We start from the raw sequence: 26,789 nt of genomic DNA, 5'->3' as shown, positions 1-26,789 counted from the left end.
AACTTACCTTTCTAGTAATTGTTTTGCTTTTTGAGTATTTTTAAAATGTAGTTTAGCACTTGTTTCAAGACCGGCCATACCATAAGCCTTCAAAATCTGACTGGCCACTTGATCACTTTTAGCTCCTGCTCCGCTTGGTAATTGGTAGCCTAATTCCTGGCTCAGAATCTCTAGATTCTCCAAGAAAAGGTCGCGGGCTATAATGGAACTGACAGCCACAGCTAAGTATTTTCCTTCAGCTTTTTCTTCTAAATGAATCGCCTGACCAACCTGATTTCGCTCTTGCTTGACATAACGCTGGTAATTGGTGCTGCTAGTGAAGGCATCAATTACGATTTGATCAGGTTTTATTCCTTTTTCTAGCAAGAGATAGATGGCTTGATTGTGAAGAGCAACCTTGACTGAGACAGCATTGTAACCCGAAGCGATGACTTGGTTGTACTTCTTGGGTGACAAGAGCAGGGCTTGGTGGTTAATTTTTTCTTTTAAGATAGGGGCTAACTGGCGAATTTTTTGATCCGTCAGGGTTTTAGAATCTCCAACTCCTAATTTTCTGAGGAAATCCTCCTGTTCTTTAGTGACAAATGAAGCCACAACAGCTAAACCACCAAAATAGGAACCATTACCAACCTCATCCGTTCCTATCATAGCTTGGTAGGTGATTTTCTGAGGAGGTTGAGTGAGATCTGCTGTCTCTTTGAAAAAAAGAGCATATTTATCTGCCTCTTCTCCCTGAAGGAGTAATTTACCAGAAGTATAGACGCTGGCTGTTGCTTGCTCCAAACGGAAAAAATAACGGATATAAGGATTTTTACTAGAGCTGAGATATTTTTTATATTGCTTAAGAAATGCTTGAATCTCCCGCTCACTCGGTGTTAAGGTGAATTGTCCCATGCCTTCTATTTTAACATAAAAAAGAGTAAAGTTGAAAAAAAGATTGACGGACTTTTTATCTTCAAGCATATTTTAGAAAAGCAGGATAGAGGGGTAAGCCCCGACCTGACAAAATGCTTGATATTTGGTATAATATAACGAGGTGATTTTATGGCAAATTTGAATCGATATAAGTTTACTTTTGGAAAGAAGACCATGACTTTAACAACAGGGTTTGATAATCTGTTTATGGAGGAAGTCGAAAAGGTCGCGACAGAAAAATACCAAGCAATCAAGGAAAGAATGCCCCAAGCGGATGATGAAACCTTGGCTATTTTGCTTGCTATTAATAGTCTGTCAACTCAGTTAAATCGTGAAATTGAATTTGATGACAAGGAAAGAGAATTAGAAAGCTTGCGTCGAAAAGCCCTAACAGAAATAAAAGAAAAATCTTTACAAACAGAGGGGCCTTTATGATTATTTCACTACTAATTTTACTAATTCTAGCGTGGAGCTTCTATATTGGCTACTCTAGAGGGATTGTTCTTCAAGCTTATTATTTACTATCAGCTATTGTAGCCTTTTTTATCGCTAGTCAATCTTACCAAGGTTTAGCCCGCTTTTTAAGTTTGTGGGTCCCTTATTCAAGTGCGATAGAAGGAGCTACAACGTATTATTTTCCTAACAATCAGCTCTTTCATTTAGATAAAGTCTTCTATGCTGGTCTTGCTTTTTTCATCATTTACACCTTTGTTTATGCGATTGGTCGCTTCATCGGGATTTTTATCCATTTAGTACCTAAAGGGAATACGGATTCTCGTTGGTATAATGTTGCTAGCGGTGTAATTGCTGTTTTCATTTCCTTATTTGCCATTGAAATGTTCCTAACGATTTTCGCTACAGTACCGCTAGCTTTTATTCAAGATCGCTTAAATCACAGTGGTCTAGCTAGCTTCATTATTAACCATACCCCAATTACCTCTAGTCTCCTGAAGTATTTTTGGGTTACCAAGGTGATTGGATAAAAGGACTCAGTTGGCCGACTAGCTGGGTTCTTTTTCACTAGAAAAAGATATTATCATGAATACAAAAATATTAGAAACCTTAGAATTTAATAAAATAAAAGACTTATTTCAAGGCTCTTTACAAACGGAGCAGGGGAAATTAGAATTACAAGTTTTACAGCCGACCACAAAAAAAGAGGCGATTGAGAGAGCCTTTTTGGAAGTTGCAGACATGGAGCAGATATTAGTAGAAGATCCGCATTTTCATTTGGCAGCAACCAAGGATATCACTGCTATTAGCAAGCGTTTGGAGCTTGATGGTGATCTGAATATCGAGGAATTACTTGTTTTAAAAAAGGTTTTGCGCGTTTCGCATGACTTGGTTACTTTTTATAATGACTTAGAAAATGTTCGACTTCAAGAATTGAACCGTGTTTTTGAAAATCTAGTCGATTTCCCTGCTATTCAAGGGAGTCTGTTAGCTGTCAACGACGGGGGCTTTATTGAAAGTTTTGCTAGTGAAGAACTGGGGAGAATTCGTCGCAAGATCCAAGAGAATGAAAGCAAGGTACGAGATCTTTTGCAAGAAATTCTCAAGAACAAGGGAGATATGCTAGCAGACCAGGTGGTAGCCAGCCGGAATGGTCGCAATGTGCTGCCGGTTAAAAACACCTATCGGAATCGGATTCCAGGAGTGGTGCATGACATTTCTGCCAGTGGAACGACCATTTATATCGAGCCAAGAGCAGTGGTTAACCTCAACGAGGAAATTTCTAACTTCAAGGCGGACGAGCGCTACGAACTCTTGCGAATTTTGCAAGAACTATCTGCTATGATTCGCCCTCATGCAGCTGAAATTGCTAACAATGCTTGGATCATCGGCCATCTTGACTTGGTGATGGCCAAGTTGGCCTTCATGCGAGAACGAGGAGCAGTAGTGCCAGCCATATCCGATACACAAGCCATTCAGTTGCTACAGGTTCGTCATCCCCTGATTGAAAATGCAGTAGCTAATGATTTGCATTTCGGACCTGATTTGACAGAGATTGTCATTACTGGACCAAATACCGGTGGTAAGACCATCATGTTGAAGACCTTGGGTTTGGCTCAGATTATGGCCCAATCAGGTCTGCCGATTTTGGCGGACAAGGGGAGTCGCGTTGGGATTTTCAGTCAGATTTTTGCAGACATTGGGGATGAGCAGTCCATTGAGCAGAGCCTGTCGACTTTCTCCAGTCACATGACCAATATTGTCTCTATTTTGGAGCAAGTTGATAGTGAGAGTCTGGTTCTGCTGGATGAGCTGGGAGCTGGGACTGACCCGCAGGAGGGTGCAGCTCTGGCTATTGCTATCTTGGAAGATTTGCGGCTAAGGCAGATTAAAACCATGGCGACGACCCACTATCCTGGGCTCAAAGCCTATGGGATTGAGACGGACTGGGTGGAAAATGCTAGCATGGAATTTGATACTGATAGTTTGCGACCGACTTATCGCTTTATGCAGGGAGTGCCTGGCCGCTCCAATGCCTTTGAAATTGCTCGCCGGTTAGGCTTGTCGGAGGTTATCGTTAGCCATGCCCAAGAGCAGACCAACACAGACAGCGATGTCAATCGGATTATTGAGCGCCTGGAAGAGCAGACGCTGGAAAGTCGCAAGCGCTTGGATAATATCTGCGAGGTGGAGCAGGAAAATCTTAAATTTAACCGAGCCCTCAAAAAACTTTACAATGAGTTTAACCGAGAAAAAGAAACCGAACTCAATAAGGCACGCTTGGAAGCTCAGGAAATCGTTGATTTGGCTCTATCAGAGAGTGAGAGCATTCTCCAAAATCTCCATGCTAAGTCCAGTCTCAAACCTCATGAGATTATCGAAGCCAAGTCTCAACTCAAAAAGTTGGCACCAGAAACGGTTGATTTATCAAAGAATAAGGTGCTCAAGCAGGCCAAGAAAAATCGGGCGCCCAAGGTGGGAGACGATATCCTAGTCACTAGCTATGGTCAGCGGGGAACCTTGGTCAAGCAGCTCAAGGACGGCCGCTGGGAAGCTCAGGTAGGTCTCATCAAGATGACTCTAGAGGAGCAGGAATTTAATCTTCTCAAGGCTGAAAAAGAGCAACAACCTAAGCGCAAGCAGGTTAATGTGGTCAAGCGGGCCAATACTGCTGGTCCTAGAGCTAGACTGGATTTGCGAGGCAAACGCTACGAAGAAGCTATGAAAGAGCTAGATGAATTTATTGATCAGGCTCTTCTTAATAATATGGCTCAAGTGGATATTATCCATGGTATCGGGACTGGTGTCATCCGTGAAGGGGTGACAAAATACCTCCGCCGCAACAAGCACATTAAGTCTTTCGGCTATGCTCCGCAAAATGCCGGTGGTAGCGGTGCAACGATTGTGATATTTAAGTAAGAGGCTAGAAATGAAAATACAAATCTATGACTCGATTTATGAGAAAAGTTGGGTTTATACAAAAGCTTTGAGTTATCTCTTTTCGCCTTTCTTTGATGATATGAGCCGCAGCAAGGATGAGTTTACTGAAGAGCCTTACCAAGATTCGGTTGAGCTCATAGCAGTGGAAGATGATCAGGTTGTAGGGCTTCTAGATATTGGTATTTACACCGAAGAAGCAAGTCATTCTTATCCATATTATCCAGGAAAAAAGATAGCTTACTTCGCTAATCTGGCTGTCCATCCTGATTTTCAGAATCAAGGGATAGCCAGTCAACTCTTTCAAACTGCTTGGGAGCGGCTGCATGAAAAGAAAGTTGAGGCCTTGATCATCTTTACCAGAGACGGAGAACAAGCAAATCACCTCTATCAGAAGTGGGGCGGCAAGCTGATTTGTCAAGATTATTTAGTGGTCGGGCGCCCCAAAGATCAAATAGCATTTTCTTTCAGCGTAGATACTAAGCAGCAGACAATCTGTCTGACAGATAAGTCGGGAAATTCTTTAGGCTATTATCAAAGAGAAGGGCATTATATTGTCTCAAGGAAAGAAGATTTAGAGCATTTTGAGATTGATGAGCTTTACAAAGAGCATACCTATGTCTTGAAAATCGAATAGGGCATTGGAAATTTCAGCGTAGAGATAACAGCAGGTTCTTTTATGAGGGCCTGCTTTTTGCTATAATGTAAGTAGCATAAAGAGTACCGGAGGGAAAATAATGAGAATAAAGCATGCATCAGATTCTTGCACGACTATTTTGGTGGGAAAGAAAGCTAGTTATGATGGTTCAACCATTGTGGCTCGTACGGAGGATTCGCAAAATGGGGTCTTTACACCCAAGAAATTTATCGTAGTGGAACCCCAAGACCAGCCTCGCCATTATCAGTCAGTTTTGACATCCTTTGAGATGGATTTGCCGGACAATCCGGTCCGCTATACGGCAGTGCCAGATGCAGTTCCCAAGGATGGGATTTGGGGAGCGGCTGGAATTAACAGCTATAATGTTGCTGTTAGCGCAACGGAGACGATTACAACCAATAGCCGCGTGCTGGGGGCTGATCCTTTGGTAGAGTCAGGTATCAGCGAGGAAGATATCCTTACGCTGGTTCTTCCTTATATCAAAACGGCTCGTGAAGGGGTTCTACGCTTAGGGAAAATCCTAGAGGAATACGGCACTTATGAGTCCAATGGAATTGCAATCTCAGATGTCAACGAAATCTGGTGGCTGGAAACCATTGGCGGTCACCATTGGATGGCGCGGCGCGTGCCAGATGATGCCTATGTGACCAATCCAAATCAGCTGGGCAGTGATTATTTTGAATTTGACAATCCAGAACACTTCCTCTGTCATCCAAATCTTAAAAACTTTATCGAGGAAAATCATCTCAATCTGAATTACTCAGATGAAGGCTTCAATCCGCGCTATGCTTTTGGTAGCCAGAAGGATAAGGATCGCCATTACAATACACCGCGAGCTTGGGACATCCAACGTTTTCTCAATCCAGAAGTAGAGCAAGATCCAAGGAGTTTCTTCATTCCATGGTGCCGCAAGCCATACCGCAAGATCACGATCGAAGATGTCAAGTATGTCCTGAGCAGTCACTATCAGGATTCACCTTATGATCCTTATGGAGCAGAGGGAGACCACCATAGCAGGCGGGCCTTTAGGACTATCGGGATCAATCGGACCAGTCAGACAGCCATCTTGCAGCTGCGCCCTAACCAACCGCAGGAAACGACTGGGATCCAGTGGATCTGTTATGGTTCTATGCCTTACAATACAGCTGTTCCTTTCTTTACTCAGATCTCAACTACACCAGACTACTTTGCCAATACGACGGATAAGGTTTCGACGGATTCCTTCTACTGGGCTAATCGCTTAATTGCTGGGCTGACTGATGCTCATTTTAGTAGTCATGTCGGAGACTTGGATGATTATCAGGAAACGACCATGGCTTGGGGACATGAAATGATCGGTCGGGTAGACCAAGCTCTGGCTAAGGGCGAGGATGTTGACTTTGAAGCTGAAAATCAAGCTATGAGCGACAAGGTGCAAGAAGCGACAGACCAGCTCTTGGAGAAGGTTCTCTTGGATGCCAGCAATCTCATGACCAGCCACTTCTCATTGAGTGACTAATCCCTTACCCGTAGCAAATATTTTTCTTTCTCTTGTTTTTGGTGTAAAATGTTAACAAAAGTAAGCTATTAAAGGAGAAAATTTATGGTAGCAGCAGTTACAGATGCAACATTCGCAGAAGAAACAAAGGACGGACTGGTTCTGATTGACTTTTGGGCAACTTGGTGCGGTCCATGTCGTATGCAGGCGCCTATCTTGGAGCAGTTGGCAGGAGAAGTCCATGAGGACGAATTGAAAATCCTTAAAATGGATGTGGATGAAAATCCAAATACTGCCCGTGAATTTGGCATTATGTCCATTCCGACTCTTCTCTTCAAGAAAGATGGCCAAGTCGTTAAGCAAGTCGCAGGTGTTCACACCAAAGACCAGCTCAAGGCTATTATCGCGGAATTGAGTTAATAAAAACTTGTCAAAACCGTTGCTTACTGCAGCGGTTTTTTGCTTAGAGAACATGTCCTTTCGATTTGGCAGGAAAATAGCTTCCTTTATACAGAAATTCAAAAGTTTGAAACAGAAACGAAATATGAAAGCGCTTTATTTTATTTTTTAAAGTGTTATAATAACAGTGAAATATATTAATAATTTATCCAACTGCTGCCTCTATTTGAGAGACAAAAAGAACTTTTAACGATTGGAAGGAGGAAATCGTATGGAAGAAAAAGATTCTAAGCAGTTAAGTTGGCTCATGATAGCCTTGATAGCCTTTAATATTGTTTGGGGCTTGGGCAATGTCGTGAATAATTTTGCTCAGCAGGGAATTGTCGTAATCACTTCATGGATTCTCTTGCTGATTATCTATTTTATTCCTTACACATTAATGGTTGGGCAGTTAGGTTCAACATTTAAGGATAGTGAAGGCGGGGTTAGTGACTGGATTAAGTTTACCTCTACCAAACAGCTAGCTTTTTTTGCGGCTTGGACCTACTGGGTTGTGCAGATACCATATTTGGCTCAAAAACCTCAAACAATCTTAATTGCTTTAGGATGGGTCTTTCAAGGAAATGGAAGGATTTTGGAAAGTCTGTCCATGCCAATGATTGTCTGCCTTTCTTTACTAACTTTCCTACTCCTTTTGTATATTTCGACCAAGGGTTTGAAAGCCTTGAAATTTTTGGGAACATTAGCCGGTGGAGCTATGCTGGTCATGTCGGTTCTCTTTATTCTAATGGCTGTTGGTGTGCCATTGATTAAGCCAGATCTACAATTGGCCACTCAACATATGGACCAGTTATCGACTTATATTCCAAAATTTGATTTCTCCTATTTTACAACGATTGCACTCTTAGTCTTCTCAGTAGGAGGAGCGGAAGCTATCTCTCCTTATGTTAATAAAGTGAAAAATCCTGCAAAGGGCTTTCCAAAAGGTATGATAGCTATGGTTGTCATGATAGGAGCCTGTGCTATTTTAGGCTCTCTTGCCATGGCCATGATTTTTGATAGCAACCATATCCCAGCCGATTTGATGAGGAATGGCGCCTACCAAGCCTTTGCTGTTTTAGGAAAGCATTGGGGAATAGGCAATTTCTTAGTTACTATCTATGCTCTTACCCAAGCAATAGGACAAGCGTCTACACTAGCCATTTGTATCGACGCGCCTCTACAAATCTTTTTGGGTAGCGCAGATAAAGATTTTATTCCAAGCTGGTTGCGTAAGCGTACCAAGTCAGGAATGCTGATTAATGGCTATCTTTTAACAGGGGTACTAGTAGCAATTATCATTGTACTGCCACTTTTTGGTTTGAAGGAAATCGATGGTCTAGTCGTATGGATGACCAATCTCAATGCTATCGTTTCTCCTATGTGTTTCCTTTGGGTATTTGTAGCCTATATGTTCTTGTATCGTAAATGGGATAAATTTAAAAATGTTGAATACAAATTTATGAAAAATCGTAGACTAGGTTTTCTAATGGGAGCTTGGGGATTTGCTTTCACTGCCTTTGCTTGTATTCTAGGTATGGCTCCACAAGTCAAGATGGCAACAAATCCAACTGAGTGGTGGTTCACTCTCATCACGAATATTATCACTCCGATAGCCCTCTTGGGTCTAGGCTTGCTTCTGCCTATGGCTGCACGTCGAGAGAAGAAATAAAGAAAGTTGGGACAAGTCAAAAGACTGTCCCAGCTTTTTGTTGAGTTTTCTTAGGGTCCCAGCCTTTTTCAAGTATGGGCTTTGTGTTATAATAGATTATATTTCTTTTAGTACTGGAATAAATGTGATTGTATGAGGTAAGCAATGTTTTTTTCAAGCAATATTTTTTCTCGTTATTTTAAGCAGTTTGATTGGACGGCTATTTTAGATGATGCTGTTTCCAAGTTGATTTCCCTGCTCTTTTTATTTATTTTATTTTACATTGCCAAGAAGCTTCTTCATGTCTTTGTTAGAAGAATTATCTCCCCATCCTTAAAATTTTCTAGTACTGACATCGCCAGACAGAAAACCATTAGTCGTTTGATAGAGAATGTTCTTAATTATGCCCTTTATTTTCTTCTGATCTATTGGATTTTATCCATTTTAGGTTTGCCAGTTTCTAGTCTGTTAGCTGGTGCAGGGATTGCCGGAGTAGCTATCGGGATGGGGGCGCAAGGCTTTCTATCAGATCTAGTCAATGGCTTCTTTATTCTTTTGGAGCGCCAGCTAGATGTAGGCGACAGTGTTCGCTTGACCAATGGTCCTATCAATATAGCGGGAACAGTCGTTAGTGTTGGGATTCGAACAACTCAGATTCGGGATGCAGATGGCTCGCTTCACTATATTCCTAATCGCAATATTATGGTCGTCAGTAATCTTTCGCGCGGAGATATGCGGGTTTTGATTGATATTCCGATTAATGCACAAACAGATTTAGATAATATTGCTCGTGTGATTGAGAAAGTCAACCAAGCATCCCTTAAAGATTATCCTGAAATTTTACAAGAGCCAGATATTTTGGGACCTCAGTTAGAAGAAAATAGCCAGTTTGTTTTTCGTGTTAGCATGATGGTTCAAAGTGGGACTCAAACTAAAATTTACCATTCCTTTTACAGACTTTATCATGAAGCTTTACTAAAGGAAGGCATTGATTTGCCAAATTGATATTCTAAAGCTAGTCCTTTAGACAGAGGAGAAAATATGAAATATGCCCCCCCGCACGAAATGATTGATGCCGATGGGAATCTCTATCAAATTAAGAAACCTTTACATAAACAGCCATTATTTTGGGTCAGTGTCATCAGTTCTGGCTTGGCCATCATTCTATCTTTGGTAACAGTTGCTTTACTGCTCATTAATTTCAGCCTTTCAGAGGATAGTTTGAAGATAAATGGCAGGATGGATAGTTCATATCGGGCTTACGATTATAAAAATGAGCATCCTAATCATTATTTTGGCGATGCTGTCTTTTTTCAAAATGGAACTAAAATCACTGTTCAGTCAGCAAAGATGGATACTAATAAAAAGATGAGTGACGATGCTGCTGGAGTTGCTGTTGTTGTGTCTATAAAGGTTAAGAATACTTCCAATCGGAGGATATTATTAAATCCCTATAATTTCGACTTATATGATGAAAAAGGAAATCTTTATATTTTAGATGGTTCTACCTTTGACCATGCTCAGGTAGGGATGGATTTAATTCCTGGGAAGACGATTAGCTTCGACTTGGTGTTTGATGGTGAGAAGGGGGATGAGCATTCCTATGCCGTAACTTATGGTGAAGATAAGTGGATGAAGCCCAAATCAAAAAAATAGCGATCATTTCAATGAATCAACTAAAAATAAATAAAAAAACCAAACTTTCCTATTGATAGGATGAGCTTGGCTTTTTTATTAGCGATCTTCTTTAGGCCAGTTTCTCATTTCTGCAACAGCAGTAAAGAGGACATCTGTAGAGGAGTTCAAGGCAGTTTCACAAGAATCCTGAATGACTCCAATCACGAAGCCAACACTAACGACTTGCATAGCTAAATCATTAGAAATGCCAAAGAGGCTACAAGCTACAGGAATCAGCAGAAGAGAGCCACCTGCAACTCCGGACGCACCGCAAGCAGAGATAGCTGCAACGATGCTCAAGACGAAGGCAGTCGCAAAGTCTACTTGGATTCCCAAAGTATGAACAGCAGCAAGGGTCAAAGTATTGATTGTGATCGCAGCACCAGCCATATTGATGGTGGCTCCCAGAGGAATCGAGACAGAATAAGTTTCAGGGTTTAGATTTAAGTCTCGACAAAGTTTCATGTTAACAGGAATATTAGCTGCAGAACTACGTGTAAAGAATGCTGTAACACCGCTAACTCTGAGGCAACGCCAAACAAGAGGATAGGGGTTTTTTCGAAGCATGATAAAGACGATCAGGGGATTGATAATCAGGGCGACAATCAGCATGGTGGCAATTAGGACTAAGAGCAATAAGCCATAACTTTGCAGTGCTTGAAATCCCTTGTCAGAAATGGTAGTGTAAACCAGCCCTAAAATCCCGAAGGGGGCGAGGTTAATGATCCATTCGACGATTTTAGAAGTAACTTCGGCTGAGGTTCGAAGCAGGTCCTTGCTGTGATGACTCGCTTCACGCATGGCAATCCCAAAAACTACAGCCCAAGAGAGAACGCCGATATAATTAGCTGAAATAAGAGCATTGAGAGGATTGTCAACTAGTTTTAGTAAAAGGTTGCTTAGAACTTGTCCGATGCCGTCAGGAGGTGAGAGGGACTGTTTAGCGTCTGCCAAGTCAATTTCAAGCGGAAAGACAAAGCCAACAAGAACTGCAACAAGGGCAGCCGCAAATGTTCCCAACAGATAGAGCATAATCACTGTTTTCATATTGCTCTTCTCTCCCTTCTTCTGCTGAGAAAGAGCATTGGCTACAAGAGCAAAAACCAAGAGAGGGGCAATTGCTTTTAGACCGCCAACGAAAATTTCACCCAACAGGCCAATTGCTGAAGCTTGGGGAAAGAGGACAGCTAATAAAGCCCCGCATAGGATACCCAGTGAAATTCGTTTAATAAGATTTGTTTTTTTCCAAGTAAGAATTATTCGATGAAGCATGGCTATTCCTTTCGTTACGATAGAAAGTCTGCTCCAACAGTTAAAGAAATTGCTGAAGCTTGGGTGTAAGAAAGCAGGGCTCTCTCGTTGATAGATAAATTAGTTCAGTGGCTTTTAAATTGCTTAGAAAGCAGAAAAAAATCATACTCATTAGATTCGTATTATCTGAATGTGCCACAGAGTATTTCTCCATTATACAATAGAAAGCTAGTGAAAGCAATGCTGGTCTTAGCTGGTCATTCCCTATCTTCCCCAAAATCTACAATTGGAAGTAGCTGATTTCATAAACGATAAGAAGATTTTAGATAAGTTTTGAATATTTTTCTTGACCCTGACCTTAGGGGAGGGAGTATACTAATGATAGATGAGAAAGGAGATTATTATGCAGATCAATATAATTCGTTCAGATAAAGTTTATCAAGAGATGCTCGAGCTTCCTTTAGAAAAGAGAGAAGGTCGCTTTCGAGCGAAAATATTAGCACCTTTTGCAACCAAATACCAAACTCAACATATTCCTCTGAAAGCAAAGTATCCCGGAGGATTTGATGCTCTATTTCTACTTGGCTTTATGAATCTGTTGCCCGGAACTCTATCAGAAAAGGATAGACCGGCTATTGATGCTCTGAGCTCTGATCAACTCTGGCAAAATTGTCAAGATACCATCAAGAGGAGTATCGGTCTTTTTGAGCAAGCTGGCTATGATTTAGAGGTTGAGGATTACTATTTTACTATTTTGTTAGGCAATCCAGAAAAGCCTATGCTACAGCTCAATAAGGGTTACAGCGGAGATGGTGGAATTCCAGGCTACCTCATGCTTAGTCTGCTGCCGAATGACTATACTTTACCACGTGTGCAGGCAGCGTTGGCCCACGAGTGCAACCACAATGTCCGCTTCCAATTTATCAAATGGAACCAGCAGACGACACTAGCAGACTGGGTAGTCAGTGAAGGATTGGCAGAGTCTTTTGCTGCTGAGCTCTATGGCAAAGAGCTCATCGGACCTTGGGTCACTTCAACTAGTTCCGAGCAGTTAGAAAAGATTAAGCCCATCATCTCAAGTCAGCTTCAGCTAACGGGTATGGCGGAAATGGCTCCTTATCTCTACGGTGATGAAATCGCTGAGATTCAAGGGCAAATACCAGTCGGTATGCCTTATGCTGCGGGCTATGCTTATGGTTATCATCTGATACAAGCCTATCTAAAAAATACTGGCAAGAGCATTATTGAGGCTACAGTGACGCCTACAGAAGAGATTTTAGAGGCGACGAAAGACTTTTGGCAATAACATTTTTTTGCTTGAAAATCTACCAGAACTTGATATAATGTAGGTAATTTCTGGAGGTATCAGTATGCATTATAAAAGAGTTGAATTGAAAGTCACAAATCAAGGTATTCATGAGCGCAAGATTTTTCAAGGTGTTAAGATTTTCAGCCGTAGCAAACTGTCCAAAGATCAGAAAAGCATTCTAACGCAGAAGGTTTATCTGACACCCAAGCAAAACATCGTTTACTATCAGCGAACAGATGTCAACTATGACCAGAACTGGCATCATAATAAGGACTATTACGAATTAGCTTACGGTCAGATAGACAAAGAGACGGTTTTTAAGGTTTGCCAAGATTTTGATGAACTAAATCCTTTCCTGGAGAATGATCTGCTGAAGAAGCTAAAAGAAAAGCGGTCTGCAGGCAAATTTTTTGAAAAATTAGATATATAAAAATCCGACTGCTTTTATAAGCAGTCGGATTTCTTTGAGTTATAGTTTAATAATCTTTCATGAGGAAATATAGAGCTATTGAACCAGCAGTATTTTTTTTACTTATCAAGATACTGAAATTGGCTCCATTTTTATCATGAACAGCTAACTTAGTTAGAAGTTGTGAGAACAGTATAGTTGACATCTTTGAAGAATAAGCGTACAATCAAGAAAATGATTGAGTGCTCACTCAATTTATGGATAAGTAAAGGAGTTCATAAAATGGTTGTTCAAGCAATACAGTATAGTCGTTTCGGTGATGAAGAAGTGCTAGATTTGGTGAACATTAAATCTGATGTTTTGGAAGTGAATCAAGTTAGGGTAGAAGTTCATGCTGTTGGTTTAAATCCTATTGATTATAAGACTTTTGAGGGGGCAAAGCCACTTAGATTTTTATCTTTTATGACGAAACTAAGGCATCCAAGTCGTTGGTTTGAGTCAAAATCATCTCTTTTTCCAAGAGGTGTTGGTCGGGATTTTGCTGGAGTCATCACAGAAATTGGTGAAGGAGTAAGACGGTTTTCAGTAGGGGATAAGGTTTTTGGAACAATGATCAGTGACCCTGGATTGGGGACCAAGAGGGGAGCTTTGGCCACAGAAATTTGTGTCAATGAATCAGAAATTGTATTGAAACCAGATATGATTGATATGAGTCATGCTGCTACTATGGGGGTAGCCTCTTTAACTGTGGGAGGTGCTTTTAGAAAAATTGAGTTGAGTTCTAAAGATGTTATAGTTATTTCAGCAGCGACAGGTGGTATTGGAAGTATTGCAGTACAGTATGCAGTTGCTAAGGGTGCAACGGTTATCGGCATTGCAAGTAAGAAGAATTCAGAATATCTGAGGTCCTTAGGTGCCATACCAGTAGCTTACGAAGAGAACATCCAGAATGCTCTTCTATCAGCAAGTCCAAGACCGATTACAAAATTCTTGGATTGCTATGGAAGTGATTATGTTAAATTGGCTTTCAGTTTGGGATTGAAGGGCACGGCTATTGGAACGCTAGTACCTTCACCATATGTTATGATAAGAGGAGCTCAGTTCACGGGTCCGAGACATTCCACATATGATGATTTTAAGACTCTGGCGGAAATGGTCTCAGATGGGAAGGTTCGGCTGAATATTGATCAGATTTATGATTTTTCTCTAAAGTCAGTTAGAGAGGCATATCGTAGTCTGAAGTCGGGGCACACTCGAGGCAAAAAAGTCGTAAAAGTAAGAGAGTAGAAGAGAGGTGCCAGTGATGGAAAGTTTAGAACAAAAGTATGCACAGGCATTAGAATATAGCAACTTGAGTTTAAAACAACGTCAAGTATTATTATCAAGTCTAAAGTTATTTTCAAAAATTGGCTTTGAAAATACAACAGCCAGCCTTATTGCTAAGGAGGCTGGAGTTTCGGAAGGGACGGTTTTTAGTTACTTTAAAACTAAGGAAGGCATCTTAGAAGCTATTCTGTCAACTTTTCTCAAAGAGGTTATTCCAGATGTGATTGCTGATTTTTCTGAGAAGAAATTTACAGCAAACCAAGAGAGTTTTCCAGTGTTTTTGAGAAGCATTGTTCGAGATAGACTAGTCTTCATTCAGGAGAATCACATGCAAGTTAAAATTCTCTTGAGTCGTTCTTTTATTGATAAAAATATTTCTGACCAGTTAGGGAATGTCATTATTCACTCTATCATTAAGCCAATTAGTCCAGTTCTGAATCAGTTTAAAGAAAATGGTGTTATCCGAGATTGGTCAAATGAAAGAATTGTTCGTTATATTCTAGCCTTGAGTCTTTCTTATGTTATTCCAATGATGTTAAATGATAAGGAAGATGTGAACATAGATGAAGCAGTAAACGAAATTGTTGACTGCCTATCTTCTGCCTTAGTAGAAGTAAAATAAATCTTGATTTTTAAGCTTACTATTTTAAATAGTAAGCTTTTTTGAAACCAATATAAAAATCCCCAATCAGAGCGATTGAGGATTGAACAAATGAATTTTAAACAATACCTTTACTATCATAGCATTGGCTACATTAGTATACTGCCATCTATTCATCTGATGAGAGGGATTTTATCATCCAGATATTCATAGCTGGGTGGCCGGCGGCGTTAGAAAGTGCTTGTTTCAATGCTGTAAAACCATAGTGCTGATAGATTGCCACAGCCGTAGCCAGTTCAGTAGAGGTTTCTAGATAAAGCTGTTCATAACCTGCTAGGCGGGCTTCCTGGAATATCCGCTTTATCAACTGGCTGGAATAACCTTTGCCACGACTATTTTTAGTGACATACAGTTTTTGTAACTCAGCAGTCTTATCAGACACAGGTGCAAAGCCACCACATCCAACGAGCTGCCCTTCATCTTCCAAAACAAAGTAAGCTGACCTCTCTTGATGATGATAATAGTCGGCCAAATGATCTAGATGAGAATCAAAGTAGACAGTTCCAGGTTTGTCAAGCCCGAATTCTTCTAGGCTAGCTCGAATGAGTTGTGCTACAGCTGGATTGTCTCTCACTTCCATTGGCCGTAAGTTCATGATTGACCTCCGATAGGATCTATCGATTAATTAAACTAATCCTTGTGCAATCATAGCATTTGCTACGTTTTCGAAGGCAGCGATATTTGCTCCTGCAAGGTAGTCAGTACCAAGACCGTATGTTTCAGCAGTTGTTTTAGCAGTGTTGAAGATGTTTGTCATGATGTCTTTGAGACGGCCATCAACTTCTTCACGAGTCCATGAGAGGCGAAGGCTATTTTGGCTCATTTCAAGCGCAGATACAGCTACACCACCAGCATTGGCAGCTTTGGCAGGTCCGTAAAGGATTCCGTTTTCTTTGTAGACTTTAATCGCATCAAGGTCACTAGGCATGTTGGCACCTTCAGATACACAGATAATACCTTGAGCAACTAAGCGTTTAGCTGCTTCACCGTTGATTTCGTTTTGAGTCGCACATGGAAGAGCGATGTCGTAGTTACCAGCGTAAGTCCATACAGAACCTTCATGGTATGTAGCAGTTGCTTTTTCAGCTGCATACTCAGTCAAACGAGCACGGCGTTTTTCTTTAACATCTGTAAGAAGGTCGAAGTCGATACCATTTTCATCGATGACATAGCCATTTGAGTCAGATACAGAGATGACAGTAGCACCGAGTTCAGTTGCTTTTTGAAGAGCGTATTGAGCTACGTTACCAGAACCTGAAATAACCACTTTCTTACCAGCAAAGCTGTTACCGTTAGCTTTGAGCATTTCTTCAGTATAGTAAACCAAACCATAACCAGTTGCTTCTGGACGAATCAAGCTACCACCAAATCCAAGAGGTTTACCAGTCAAGACACCAGCATCAAATTGGTTAAGACGTTTGTATTGTCCGTAAAGGTAACCAATTTCACGTCCTCCAACACCGATATCACCAGCAGGTACGTCAAGAGATGGTCCGATGTATTTTTGCAATTCAGTCATGAAGCTTTGGCAGAAGCGCATCACTTCAGCATCAGTCTTCCCTTTAGGATCGAAGTCTGATCCACCTTTACCTCCACCGATTGGAAGTCCAGTCAAGACATTTTTAAAGATTTGTTCGAAACCGAGGAATTTCAAGATCCCTTGGTTTACAGTTGGGTGGAAACGAAGTCCGCCTTTATATGGTCCAACAGCTGAGTTGAATTGAACACGGTAACCACGGTTGACTTGTACTTTGCCTTCGCGGTCTACCCAAGGAACACGGAAGCTGATAACGCGCTCAGGCTCAGTGATACGTGCCAAGATATTTTCTTCGATGTATTCTGGGTGTTTTTCGAAAACGGGCTCCAGAGTGCTGAAGAATTCCTCAACCGCCTGGAGAAATTCAGCCTCATGCCCGTTACGAGCTTTCACAGTTGCAAACACGCTTTGGATATATTCTTTAGCAGATGTCATATCGTTCTCCTTTTTGTTGTTATATTTTATTACATGAGCCATTATAGCAGAATTTTTTTGGGGTGTAAAGAAAAAAGTTGAATTTTCTGAAAATTTGCAAAACTATCTTTCGGATAGATTCCCGAACGTTTGTTAGAAAATTCCAGTTTAAAAAGCAAAAAAGCGGAGTTTGGTGATATAATGAGGAAAAAGAGAAAGAAGCATTAGTCTTCAGAAGAAAAAGGAGCGTTTTACTATGGTTTCGACATCGACAAAGATTGCTAGTTTTGCATTTGACAACTGCCTGATGAATGCAGCTGGTGTTGCCTGCATGACAAAAGAGGAACTGGCGGAAGTCAAAGATTCTGCTGCGGGGACCTTTGTGACCAAGACAGCGACGCTGGAATTTCGTCAGGGAAATCCAGAACCGCGCTATCAGGATGTTCCGCTGGGGTCTATCAACTCCATGGGTCTGCCTAATAATGGTTTAGACTACTATCTGGACTACCTGCTGGAACTCCAGGAAAGTGAACCGAATCGTACCTTCTTCCTCTCTTTGGTCGGTATGTCGCCAGAAGAAACCCACACCATTCTTAAGAAAGTGCAGGCAAGTGACTTTAAAGGCATTACTGAGCTCAATCTCTCCTGCCCCAATGTCCCTGGCAAGCCACAGATTGCTTATGACTTTGAAACGACGGAAAAAATTTTGTCAGAGGTTTTTGTTTATTTCAAAAAGCCCCTAGGCATTAAGCTGCCTCCTTATTTTGATATTGTGCATTTTGACCAAGCCGCTGCGATTTTTAACAACTATCCGCTCAAGTTTGTCAATTGTGTAAACTCGATCGGAAACGGTCTTTATATAGAAGATGAGTCAGTGGTCATTCGTCCGAAAAATGGTTTTGGAGGTATCGGAGGTCAGTACATCAAGCCGACCGCTCTAGCCAATGTCCACGCTTTTTATCAACGCCTTAAACCAGAAATCCAAATCATAGGTACTGGTGGTGTCCTGACGGGACGAGATGCCTTTGAGCATATCCTCTGTGGAGCCAGTATGGTGCAGGTAGGAACAACCCTTCATAAAGAAGGTGTAGCAGCCTTTGAGCGCATCACCTCAGAACTCAAGACTATTATGGAAGAAAAAGGCTATGAAAACCTAGAAGATTTCCGTGGGAAATTGAAGTATATAGAGGAATAATCTTCTATACAAGCGTTATTGTGATTTGAAATGAAGAACATGGCTGGGTTGATTGTCAATAAGACCCAGCTTATTCATATTATTTTGAAGAAAGTTCTAATCAAATTGCTATAATTTCGACTCCTTTTATGAGAAAATAGACGCAAAGAAATGAGGTGCTTTTATGGCAGAAATTTATTTAGCAGGCGGATGCTTCTGGGGATTGGAAGAGTACTTTTCCCGCATTGAGGGTGTGGAGGAAACGACAGTGGGCTACGCCAATGGGCAGGTGGAATCAACCAACTATCAGCTGATTCATCAGACAGACCATGCAGAGACAGTTCATCTAATCTATGATGAAAAGAGGATTAGTCTGCGGGAAATCCTGCTCTATTATTTCCGAGTTATTGATCCTCTGTCGGTCAATAAGCAGGGAAATGATGTAGGACGCCAGTATCGGACAGGTGTTTACTATACCAATCAAGCCGATAAGGCGGTCATTGAACAGGTCTTTGTTGAGCAGGAAAAGCAGTTGGGACAAAAGATTGCTGTTGAGTTGGAACCTTTGCGCCACTATGTCCTAGCCGAGGACTACCATCAGGATTATCTCAAGAAAAATCCCGGTGGCTACTGTCATATCAATGTCAATGACGCCTATCAGCCCTTGGTCGATCCTAGTCAGTATGAAAAACCTACAGATGCGGAACTGAAAGAACAGTTGACGCAAGAGCAATACCAGGTGACCCAGCTCAGTGCGACAGAGCGTCCTTTCCACAATGCCTACAATGCCACTTTTGAAGAAGGAATTTATGTTGATGTGACGACTGGGGAGCCCCTCTTTTTTGCCGGTGACAAGTTTGAGTCTGGCTGCGGCTGGCCTAGCTTTAGTCGGCCTATTGCCAGAGAAGTTCTGAGATACTATGAAGACAAGAGCCACGGCATGGAGCGGATCGAAGTGCGCAGCCGTTCTGGCAATGCCCATCTGGGGCATGTCTTTACTGACGGTCCAGAAACAGCAGGTGGCTTGCGCTACTGTATCAACTCAGCAGCTCTGCGATTTATTCCAAAAGAAAAAATGGAAGCAGAAGGATATGCTGATCTGCTTCAACACATGAAATAAAAGGCCGTTAGGCCTTTTTTTCTGAGCGTTGACAAAAGTTTTTAGATAAGGGATAATGATCATAATAAAAATGAGGAGTGAAAGATGAAATTAAAAAGATTTTCGACGATTTTACTTACTATTTTAACGATTATCACTCTAACTGCTTGTAAATCTAATGGTAAAGGGCAGGCTAATTCGAATAAACCAACTGAAGAAAGTTCAAGCTCAAAATCAGAAGAAAAGACTAAGTCAACTAGTAAAGAAGAGAAAACTAGTAAAGAGACTCAGTCGTCAAGTAAGGAAAGTGGAGAGAAGGATAATTCTGGATTCTCAGAAAAAAGGGAAGCTTCGGACGAAGGAGACCAGTTAGCTCCAAAAGATAAAATCTATGCAAAAGGACATGGAAGTGTATCTTACAACTCTTCTGACGGGCAAATTAAAGCTCAAGTGCCTAGTTATGAAGGCTATACTGAGGAAAAAGTCAAAGAAGCACTAGGTGAACCTGAGGCAGTGATAAGGGATCCAAAATACCTCACTGGAAACTTTAGAAACCAAGAAATTAAAAACTTAAAATCATTATATTTAGACCAGCATCTTACAAAAGAGCAACTGAGCGCCTTTGGTGCTGCAGTAGCGGATGTTGCAGTCGGAGTTGGACTGGCTGGGGGAGATGAATCTGCTAACAGCTACGTCTTATATAGTTACAAGAAGAATGAGGTCTTCCTCGTATTTTATAAAGGCCAATTATTATATATTACACCGGACCCTGCTTATCTTAGTTTTGACTAAACTACAAGAATCCCTTGAACTATTTTATAAGGCTTGTTATAATAGCTAAAATCTCCTGAGTGCAAGTATTTAGAAAGTGAGGATATATCAGATGAAAGCCTATATAAATGTCAATCTGGTGACCTGTGATAGCGAATTTCATGTTTATCAGGAAGGCCTGCTTGTGGTGGAGGACGACCGCATTGCCTACTGCGGCCCCTATGACCAAGCATGGTTAGAGAAATGTAGTGAAACAGTGGACTATGAAGGAGCTTGGATTATGCCAGGTTTGGTCAACTGCCATACTCATTCGGCCATGACTTTGCTACGTGGGATTCGTGATGATAGCAATCTGCATGAATGGTTGGAGGATTATATCTGGCCAGCAGAGAGCCAGTTTACAGCAGAAGTAACCACTAAAGCAGTTCAATTTGCTCTGGCTGAGATGTTGCTATCAGGAACAACGACATTTAATGATATGTATAATCCTCATGGGGTAGATATTAAGCAAGTTTATCAAGCCGTCCGTCAGTCGGGGATGCGCTGTTACTTCTCTCCAACCCTCTTTACTTCGCCAGCGGAAACAGCAGAAGAGACCCTGATTCGTACGCGGGCTATTATCGAGGAGATTCTCTCCTATGATGACAAAAATTTTCAGGTCATGGTGGCCCCTCATTCCCCCTATGCCTGTGATGAAGATTTGCTAAAGGGCAGTGTAGATTTAGCGCGTGAGTTGGATTTGAGGCTTCATATCCATGTAGCAGAGACCCAAAATGAAAATAAAATTATCCTAGAACGCTACGGTAAACGTCCTCTGGCTTTCTTGAAAGATCTGGGTTACTTGGAGCAACCAGCCATTTTTGCTCACGGGGTTGAGCTGAATCCGTCAGAGATTGCGGATTTAGCGACTTCACCAGTCAGCATCGCCCACAATCCTATCAGCAACCTCAAGCTGGCTTCTGGTGTGGCTCCGGTGACCAACTTACTAGCTGCTGGTGTGACTGTTGGCCTCGCAACAGATTCTGTCGCTTCTAACAATAATCTGGATATGTTTGAAGAAGGTCGGACTGCTGCTCTACTTCAAAAGATGCGGGTAGGTGATGCAAGTCAGTTTACGATTGATCAAGCCTTGAAAGCACTGACGATTGAGGGTGCTAAAGCGCTGGGCTTGGAGGACAAAATTGGTAGTCTGGAAGTGGGCAAGCAAGCTGATTTCATTGCTATTCAACCAAAGGGGCGGATTCACCTTTATCCTTTGGAAAATATGCTGTCACATCTTGTGTATGCTGTTAAGGGGAGCGACGTTCAGGATGCCTACATTGCTGGCCGGCAGGTTGTCCGAGATGGACAGGTTTTGACAGTGAATGTCAATATAGAAGATTGATTTTGAGAAGAAAATAGAGGCTGCATTTGCTTTCAGTCTCTTTTCTTTTAAGATACTTTCTAAAAACATTAAAAATTTTTTAGAAAACGCTTGCAATTTTAAAATCATATGCTATACTAGATACAAGGATTGTTACTGATCACGCAGGCAAAACCTAGATGAATACAAATAATGAGTTAGAACTCTGTTCTATCTTCTCATTTGGTATTCGTCTAGGTTTCTTCTTTTTTTCAGGAGCTTGAACAGGTCTAGCGTAATCAAAATAGAACAGGAGGATCCCAAATGGCTAAAGATTATACCGAATTAGCTAAGGACATTGTTGCCCATGTAGGTGGCAAGGACAATATTACCAAACTAGTACACTGCGTGACACGCTTACGTTTTTCCTTAAAGGATGAATCAAAGGCGGACACGGACTATCTGATGAAGCGAGATGGGGTTGTAACGGTTGTCAAGGCCGGAGGTCAATATCAAGTCGTTATTGGAAATCATGTGCCTGATGTCTACGAAACGGTGCTCAGAGTTGCTGGTATTTCTGGAGAGGGCAGTGTCGATGCAGATGACGATGCTGTAGAAGGAAATCTGTTTGACCGCTTCATTGCGCTTGTATCAGGCCTCTTCCAGCCGATGCTCGGTACCTTGTCAGCAGCAGGTATGATCAAAGGTGTGGTAGCCATTATGGCAGCTATTGGAGTGCCTGATACAGATGGTGCTTATGTTGTGCTCAATGCAGCCGGTGATGGTCTCTTCCAGTTTCTTCCTTTGATTTTGGCTATTACAGCTGCTAAACGGTTCAAGATGAATCAGTTCACCGCTTTGGCTATCGGTTTTGCTTTGGTTTATCCAAATATCGCAGCTAGTTTTACAGCGGAAAAACCGCTTTATACACTTTTTGCTGGTACACCGATTGAGTCTCCAATTTTCTCGACTTTCTTCGGTCTTCCTATTATCTTCCCTACATCTAGCTACCTGTCAACGGTCCTTCCAGTGATTGCAGCTGTTTGGGCTGGAGCCAAGATTGAAAAAGGCTTTAAAAAAATCATTCCAGATGTTGTCAAAGTCTTTATCGTACCATTCTTTACCCTTTTGATTACAGTGCCATTGGCCTTTCTGGTCATCGGTCCGGTAATGAGCTGGGCGTCTGATTTGGTCGGTGCTCTCTTTACAGGTATCTATGACCTTAGTCCAGTGCTGTACGGTATCGTTCTAGGGGCTGCTTGGCAGGTTCTAGTTATGTTCGGTCTTCACTGGGGCTTGGTACCGTTGGCAATTTTGGAGGTTCAAAAGGGTCCAGGTGTCATCCTTGTTGCCACTATTGCTATCTGTTTTGCTCAGGCAGGTGCCCTACTCAATATCATGATGCGTACCAAAGAAGATAAGGTTCGTCAGCTTTCGATTCCAGCCTTCATCTCATCTCTCTTTGGTGTGACGGAACCAGCTATTTACGGGATCACGCTTCCAATGCGCTTGCCATTTATCATGACCTGTATTTCCGGAGCGTTGACTGGAGCTTATCTGGCTTTCTTTGATGTCAAAATGCAGGTTATGGGAGGTATGGGACTTTTTGCAATTCCATCCTTTATTGAAGCTGGCAACAGCATGACATTGATTCACTTCCTCATCGCTATTGTGGCAAACTTTGTATTAGGTTTTGGATTGACTCAGCTGGTCAAAATTCCAAATCTTTTCGGTGGTCCGTCAGAAAAAAATGCTGACGAGTCTTTAGATTTTAAAAAAGAAAGAGTCTCTGAAGGAGCTGTTGAGCAAGTTGTGACAAGCCCATTAGCTGGCGAAATAATCGCTCTTGAGGATACTCCAGACGCGGTCTTTGCCAGCGGAGCTATGGGCAAAGGAGTTGCCATTGAGCCAAGTGTCGGTGAAGTAGTGGCCCCTGCCGATGGTGTCATTCGCCTGCTCTTCCCTACCAACCATGCTATCGGTTTAGCTACAGATGATGGAGCAGAACTGCTGATTCACGTCGGTATGGATACAGTAGCCCTTAATGGAAAAGGTTTCACAGCTCATGTTGTCCAAGGCTCTAAGGTCAAAAAAGGCCAGCTTTTGCTCAGCTTTGATATCGATACTATCAAGGAGGCTGGTTACCCTGTGACAACTCCAATTATTGTCACCAATATGAGTCGCTTCAAAGACCTGAAGGTTTTGGCAGAAGGGGAAGTTGACCTAGGGGATACTCTATTTGAATTAAACTAAAAACCGTATGAAAAGAGCAGGATGTGAATGCTACCTGCTCTTTTTAAATTTCAAAAGGTCTTAAAGTTCAGATGTTTTAATGATGACAATGTTTTTCTAGAGGATGACTGGAACATCTATTTTATGGTAAAATAGATATGGTAGGAGGCGAAAAGGATGAAACGTTCGGATAGAAGAAAAGCTGAAGCCCAAAAGAAATGGTTTGTTTTTGCTTTGTTTAGTCTGATTATTCTTTCGGCTAGTCTCATTTTATTCTTCCAAAAGGAAATAGATGCAAGAAGGCAGACGAGACAGGCAAGTATAGAAAATAAAAATTCAGCTAGACCGAAGACTGTAGCAAACAAGCAGGTTCAAACAGCTCGTATCATGGCAAATGGTGATTTGCTTTACCATGATGCCCTCTATATGAGCGCTCTACGAGAAGATGGTAGTTATGATTTCTCAGAGAATTTTCAGTATGCTAAAGAATGGCTCCATCAAGCGGATCTTACGATTGGAGATTTTGAAGGGACCATTAGTCCAGACCTACCTTTAGCAGGCTATCCGCTGTTTAATGCACCTGAGTCAGTAGTAGGAGCTATTAAAGATGCGGGTTATCATGTGCTTGACTTGGCTCATAATCATATTTTAGATTCCCAATTATCTGGTCTATTTTCAACTGCTAAGGCTTTTGAAGACCAAGGAATTACACCGGTTGGTGTTTATACCCATGAACCACGTGCTCAAGCGCCTCTGACTATTAAAGAAGTAAATGGGATTAAAATAGCTATCTTAGCCTATTCCTACGGATTTAATGGAATGGAAGGAAATCTCAGTCAAGATGAATATGACCAGCATTTGTCTAATCTTGATGAGGAGAAAATGAAATCGGAAATCGAACGTGCTGAGAAAGAAGCCGACATTACGGTTGTCATGCCTCAAATGGGAGTAGAGTATCAGCTACAACCGACAGAAGAGCAGGTAACCCTCTACCACAAAATGGTGGATTGGGGTGCCGACATCATCTTTGGTGGACACCCACATGTGACACAACCATCTGAAACTCTGGAAAAGGACGGCCAGAAAAAACTAATCATCTACTCTATGGGAAATTTCATTTCTAATCAACGGATTGAGACCATGGAAGGAGTTGAAAATGCTCAGTGGACCGAGCGGGGGGTTCTCATGGATCTGACTCTTGAAAAGACGCTCAAAGGTACCCGAATCAAGAGTGCTCAGGCTCATCCTACCTGGGTCAGCCGTGTAGAAAAAGGTGGATTTTCTGCTGAAGGCTATCCGCTTTATAGCTACCAAACTCTGATTCTGGAAGACTTTATAGAAGGTGGAAAATATCGGGATAGGCTGGATGAAGCTACCAAGGAGCGGATTGATAAAGCCTACCAAGAAATGAAAGACCATGTTGGCTTGAATTGGGACTAACTATTTTCTTGTCAATCAACATTACCAGAGGAGCTAGGCTTTTCTGGTTTTTATTTGGTGATGAATATGACATTTGCTATAATGAACAAGAAAGGAGCTTAGAGATGGAAGGTATAGGGAGTGGATTGTTGATAGTAGGTTTCTTTGTTCCTGTGTTTTATATACTATTGATCCTTAGTCTACCGGCTCTTTTGATAATTTTCTTTGGTCAGCCAGGCAAGTCTCTCTATTTGAAGTTCTTGGGACGTCTATGGCTCTTGTTTGGCTTGGGGCTTGCTTTATACTTTGTTTTTGGAATTATCTATGCTCTCATTACTGGTCATGCTTACTAGAGAATTAGGAGGAGTCATGTTCTTATATCAATTCATTTTCTTTTGGTTGCTTTTGGTGATTTGGTTGATTCTGGCTTTAGCAGCCATCGTTCTGCTGATTTTTGGCCTTTTTCTTCGACGCAATTTCTTTAAAGAGAAGCTAGGACATTTGCTTTTGCGAAGTTTGCTAGTGTTGGGACTTGTTAATATCATTCTGGCCTTGCTGACTTAAATGATTTGGATAAAAAGACAAGCAAGATAAAAAAGATAATTTTCAATATTTTTGACAAATAAAACAGCCTCGGATATCGTCGAAGCTGTTTTTTATGTGTTTCAATAAATGTCATTTCTTTCGATACTGTCTGGGAGTCATTTGATAGTATTTTTTGAACTGACGATTGAAGTTAGACAAGTTGTTGAAGCCAGATTGACTCGCAATTTCAAGGACTGAAAGATTTGAATGTTGCAGAAGCTCGGTCGCCTTTCTCAATCGAAACTGAATGAGGAACTCCATGCAGGAGATGCCAATTTGTTTTTTGAAAAAGTTCATAAAATGAGTAGCGCTGTAGCCGCAAATATTAGCCAGATGATCAATCGTTAACTCCTCCTGATAATGAAGGTTGATGTAATCAATAATTGTCCTGATCTTCTCTTCTTTGCGGTAGCCTTCCAAAGATTGCGTTTTGGAGACAACATAACCATTTTCAAAAAGCAGATAAAAGAGCTGGTTAAGCTGGGCCTTTATCTGAAATTCAAAGTAGTCCTTGCGATGATAGCCAGTCTCCATGGTCTCAATCAGACAGGAACGGATGGCTTGATAGCCCTTGTGATGGGGTTCAATCACGTGAACAAAGTCCAGCTCCCCCTTGTAGAGAGGTTGAAGGTAATCAATACTAGCCTGGTCCATGGCAGAGTAGCCCATTAAGTCCAGCTGGAAGTTCAAGGCATCCATGTAGTGTTTTTGATTTTCGATAGGATGAATGGAGTGTAGAGCATTGGGGCGGATCAGGATGATATCTCCCGCCTTGCTGTTGAAATATTCCTGGTCAATATGAAACTTAGCAGTCCCCTCATGGACATAGATCATTTCAACGTCAGTATGCCAATGAAAGAGGATGTCCGGTTGCCCATCTTCAGTAATAGTGCGGGTCAGTGAATAGGGGGTCCCTTGATTTTTATATACGGTATTTTTATGAAGTTGTCCAAGATCTAGCATTCCCTGCTCCTTGTAGTAGAATAGTATCAATATATAAGAGAATTGTGCAAAAAAATATTTTCATCTAAGATTATAATATAATCAAAGAAAA

Annotated in this window: 26 protein-coding genes; 21 read left to right on the top strand and 5 right to left on the bottom strand. The window is 41.5% G+C overall.

What is annotated here, in order from left to right; translation table 11 throughout:
• Window positions 1-3: 3 nt before the first annotated feature.
• Window positions 4-894: a ribonuclease HIII gene (rnhC, locus tag PCY06_RS05510; protein WP_125392597.1), complete on the bottom strand. Its 891-nt coding sequence runs from the start codon at window positions 892-894 to the stop codon at window positions 4-6.
• Window positions 895-1,044: 150 nt separating this feature from the next.
• Between rnhC and PCY06_RS05505 the strand changes: the two genes are divergently transcribed.
• The 9 genes from PCY06_RS05505 (at window position 1,045) to PCY06_RS05465 (ending at window position 10,185) form a co-directional block, all read left to right on the top strand.
• A complete protein-coding gene (locus tag PCY06_RS05505) occupies window positions 1,045-1,350 on the top strand; it encodes a hypothetical protein (protein ID WP_008808274.1) in 306 nt (101 codons plus the stop codon).
• Window positions 1,350-1,898, top strand: coding sequence for a CvpA family protein (locus tag PCY06_RS05500; protein ID WP_045506023.1), 549 nt, complete (start codon window positions 1,350-1,352; stop codon window positions 1,896-1,898). Before PCY06_RS05505 ends, PCY06_RS05500 begins: the two co-directional genes overlap by 1 nt.
• A gap of 55 nt (window positions 1,899-1,953) precedes the next feature.
• Window positions 1,954-4,287, top strand: coding sequence for an endonuclease MutS2 (locus PCY06_RS05495; RefSeq protein WP_301389578.1), 2,334 nt, complete (start codon window positions 1,954-1,956; stop codon window positions 4,285-4,287).
• A gap of 10 nt (window positions 4,288-4,297) precedes the next feature.
• A complete protein-coding gene (locus PCY06_RS05490; RefSeq protein WP_061584664.1) occupies window positions 4,298-4,942 on the top strand; it encodes a GNAT family N-acetyltransferase in 645 nt (214 codons plus the stop codon).
• Between the two features lie 100 nt (window positions 4,943-5,042).
• Window positions 5,043-6,461 (top strand): C69 family dipeptidase, encoded by a 1,419-nt coding sequence (locus PCY06_RS05485; RefSeq protein WP_301389577.1) that lies wholly within the window; start codon window positions 5,043-5,045, stop codon window positions 6,459-6,461.
• Window positions 6,462-6,545: 84 nt separating this feature from the next.
• The gene (gene trxA / locus PCY06_RS05480; protein ID WP_002898369.1) at window positions 6,546-6,860 is read left to right on the top strand and encodes a thioredoxin; all 315 of its coding nucleotides are present in this window, start codon (window positions 6,546-6,548) and stop codon (window positions 6,858-6,860) included.
• Between the two features lie 250 nt (window positions 6,861-7,110).
• Window positions 7,111-8,550, top strand: a complete 1,440-nt coding sequence (locus tag PCY06_RS05475) for an APC family permease (RefSeq protein WP_301389576.1) — start codon at window positions 7,111-7,113, stop codon at window positions 8,548-8,550.
• 144 nt (window positions 8,551-8,694) lie between these two features.
• Window positions 8,695-9,534, top strand: a complete 840-nt coding sequence (locus PCY06_RS05470) for a mechanosensitive ion channel family protein (protein WP_060553142.1) — start codon at window positions 8,695-8,697, stop codon at window positions 9,532-9,534.
• A gap of 36 nt (window positions 9,535-9,570) precedes the next feature.
• Window positions 9,571-10,185, top strand: coding sequence for a DUF4352 domain-containing protein (locus PCY06_RS05465; RefSeq protein ID WP_082307240.1), 615 nt, complete (start codon window positions 9,571-9,573; stop codon window positions 10,183-10,185).
• A gap of 78 nt (window positions 10,186-10,263) precedes the next feature.
• Here PCY06_RS05465 and sstT read toward each other — a convergent pair whose 3' ends face one another.
• Window positions 10,264-11,478 (bottom strand): serine/threonine transporter SstT, encoded by a 1,215-nt coding sequence (gene sstT / locus PCY06_RS05460; protein WP_082307239.1) that lies wholly within the window; start codon window positions 11,476-11,478, stop codon window positions 10,264-10,266.
• Between the two features lie 382 nt (window positions 11,479-11,860).
• Here sstT and PCY06_RS05455 point away from each other — a divergent pair, with 382 nt between their 5' ends.
• The 4 genes from PCY06_RS05455 to PCY06_RS05440 all read left to right on the top strand — a co-directional run bounded on the left by PCY06_RS05455 (window position 11,861) and on the right by PCY06_RS05440 (window position 15,123).
• The gene (locus PCY06_RS05455; protein WP_082307238.1) at window positions 11,861-12,763 is read left to right on the top strand and encodes a DUF2268 domain-containing protein; all 903 of its coding nucleotides are present in this window, start codon (window positions 11,861-11,863) and stop codon (window positions 12,761-12,763) included.
• A 64-nt stretch (window positions 12,764-12,827) separates the two neighbouring features.
• Complete coding sequence (locus tag PCY06_RS05450; protein WP_061583233.1) at window positions 12,828-13,196, top strand: EXLDI protein; 369 nt, start codon at window positions 12,828-12,830, stop codon at window positions 13,194-13,196.
• Between the two features lie 261 nt (window positions 13,197-13,457).
• The gene (locus PCY06_RS05445) at window positions 13,458-14,462 is read left to right on the top strand and encodes an NADP-dependent oxidoreductase (RefSeq protein WP_105165087.1); all 1,005 of its coding nucleotides are present in this window, start codon (window positions 13,458-13,460) and stop codon (window positions 14,460-14,462) included.
• 16 nt (window positions 14,463-14,478) lie between these two features.
• Entirely contained in the window at window positions 14,479-15,123 is a 645-nt protein-coding gene (locus tag PCY06_RS05440) for a TetR/AcrR family transcriptional regulator (protein ID WP_082307237.1), read from the top strand.
• 148 nt (window positions 15,124-15,271) lie between these two features.
• On the opposite strand, the gene PCY06_RS05435 is transcribed toward PCY06_RS05440, so the two are convergent.
• Window positions 15,272-15,757, bottom strand: a complete 486-nt coding sequence (locus PCY06_RS05435) for a GNAT family N-acetyltransferase (RefSeq protein ID WP_082307236.1) — start codon at window positions 15,755-15,757, stop codon at window positions 15,272-15,274.
• Window positions 15,758-15,787: 30 nt separating this feature from the next.
• Window positions 15,788-17,134 carry an NADP-specific glutamate dehydrogenase gene (gene gdhA / locus PCY06_RS05430; protein ID WP_060970713.1) on the bottom strand — a complete coding sequence of 449 codons (1,347 nt, stop codon included), beginning with the start codon at window positions 17,132-17,134 and terminating at the stop codon, window positions 15,788-15,790.
• A gap of 235 nt (window positions 17,135-17,369) precedes the next feature.
• Between gdhA and PCY06_RS05425 the strand changes: the two genes are divergently transcribed.
• The 8 genes from PCY06_RS05425 (at window position 17,370) to PCY06_RS05390 (ending at window position 25,714) form a co-directional block, all read left to right on the top strand.
• On the top strand, window positions 17,370-18,308 hold the full coding sequence (locus PCY06_RS05425; RefSeq protein ID WP_060970712.1) for a dihydroorotate oxidase: 939 nt from the start codon (window positions 17,370-17,372) through the stop codon (window positions 18,306-18,308).
• A 163-nt stretch (window positions 18,309-18,471) separates the two neighbouring features.
• Window positions 18,472-19,407 carry a peptide-methionine (R)-S-oxide reductase MsrB gene (gene msrB, locus PCY06_RS05420; protein WP_082307235.1) on the top strand — a complete coding sequence of 312 codons (936 nt, stop codon included), beginning with the start codon at window positions 18,472-18,474 and terminating at the stop codon, window positions 19,405-19,407.
• A gap of 84 nt (window positions 19,408-19,491) precedes the next feature.
• Window positions 19,492-20,178: a DUF4947 domain-containing protein gene (locus PCY06_RS05415; protein ID WP_060970710.1), complete on the top strand. Its 687-nt coding sequence runs from the start codon at window positions 19,492-19,494 to the stop codon at window positions 20,176-20,178.
• Window positions 20,179-20,269: 91 nt separating this feature from the next.
• The gene (locus tag PCY06_RS05410; RefSeq protein ID WP_082307234.1) at window positions 20,270-21,541 is read left to right on the top strand and encodes a TRZ/ATZ family protein; all 1,272 of its coding nucleotides are present in this window, start codon (window positions 20,270-20,272) and stop codon (window positions 21,539-21,541) included.
• A gap of 282 nt (window positions 21,542-21,823) precedes the next feature.
• On the top strand, window positions 21,824-23,752 hold the full coding sequence (locus PCY06_RS05405) for a beta-glucoside-specific PTS transporter subunit IIABC (protein WP_082307233.1): 1,929 nt from the start codon (window positions 21,824-21,826) through the stop codon (window positions 23,750-23,752).
• A 156-nt stretch (window positions 23,753-23,908) separates the two neighbouring features.
• The gene (locus PCY06_RS05400) at window positions 23,909-25,171 is read left to right on the top strand and encodes a CapA family protein (RefSeq protein ID WP_105165086.1); all 1,263 of its coding nucleotides are present in this window, start codon (window positions 23,909-23,911) and stop codon (window positions 25,169-25,171) included.
• Window positions 25,172-25,275: 104 nt separating this feature from the next.
• Window positions 25,276-25,503 (top strand): hypothetical protein, encoded by a 228-nt coding sequence (locus PCY06_RS05395; protein WP_082307232.1) that lies wholly within the window; start codon window positions 25,276-25,278, stop codon window positions 25,501-25,503.
• A 16-nt stretch (window positions 25,504-25,519) separates the two neighbouring features.
• Window positions 25,520-25,714 (top strand): hypothetical protein, encoded by a 195-nt coding sequence (locus PCY06_RS05390; RefSeq protein ID WP_048777391.1) that lies wholly within the window; start codon window positions 25,520-25,522, stop codon window positions 25,712-25,714.
• A 111-nt stretch (window positions 25,715-25,825) separates the two neighbouring features.
• On the opposite strand, the gene PCY06_RS05385 is transcribed toward PCY06_RS05390, so the two are convergent.
• Window positions 25,826-26,698 carry an AraC family transcriptional regulator gene (locus tag PCY06_RS05385; protein ID WP_061586270.1) on the bottom strand — a complete coding sequence of 291 codons (873 nt, stop codon included), beginning with the start codon at window positions 26,696-26,698 and terminating at the stop codon, window positions 25,826-25,828.
• Window positions 26,699-26,789: the final 91 nt, after the last annotated feature.

It is taken from the genome of Streptococcus sp. SG1, from assembly GCF_030439935.1.
Taxonomy (GTDB): Bacteria; Bacillota; Bacilli; order Lactobacillales; family Streptococcaceae; genus Streptococcus; species Streptococcus gordonii.
Note: the sequence above shows the minus strand (reverse complement) of the source record. Positions and strands in the feature narration are given on the sequence as shown.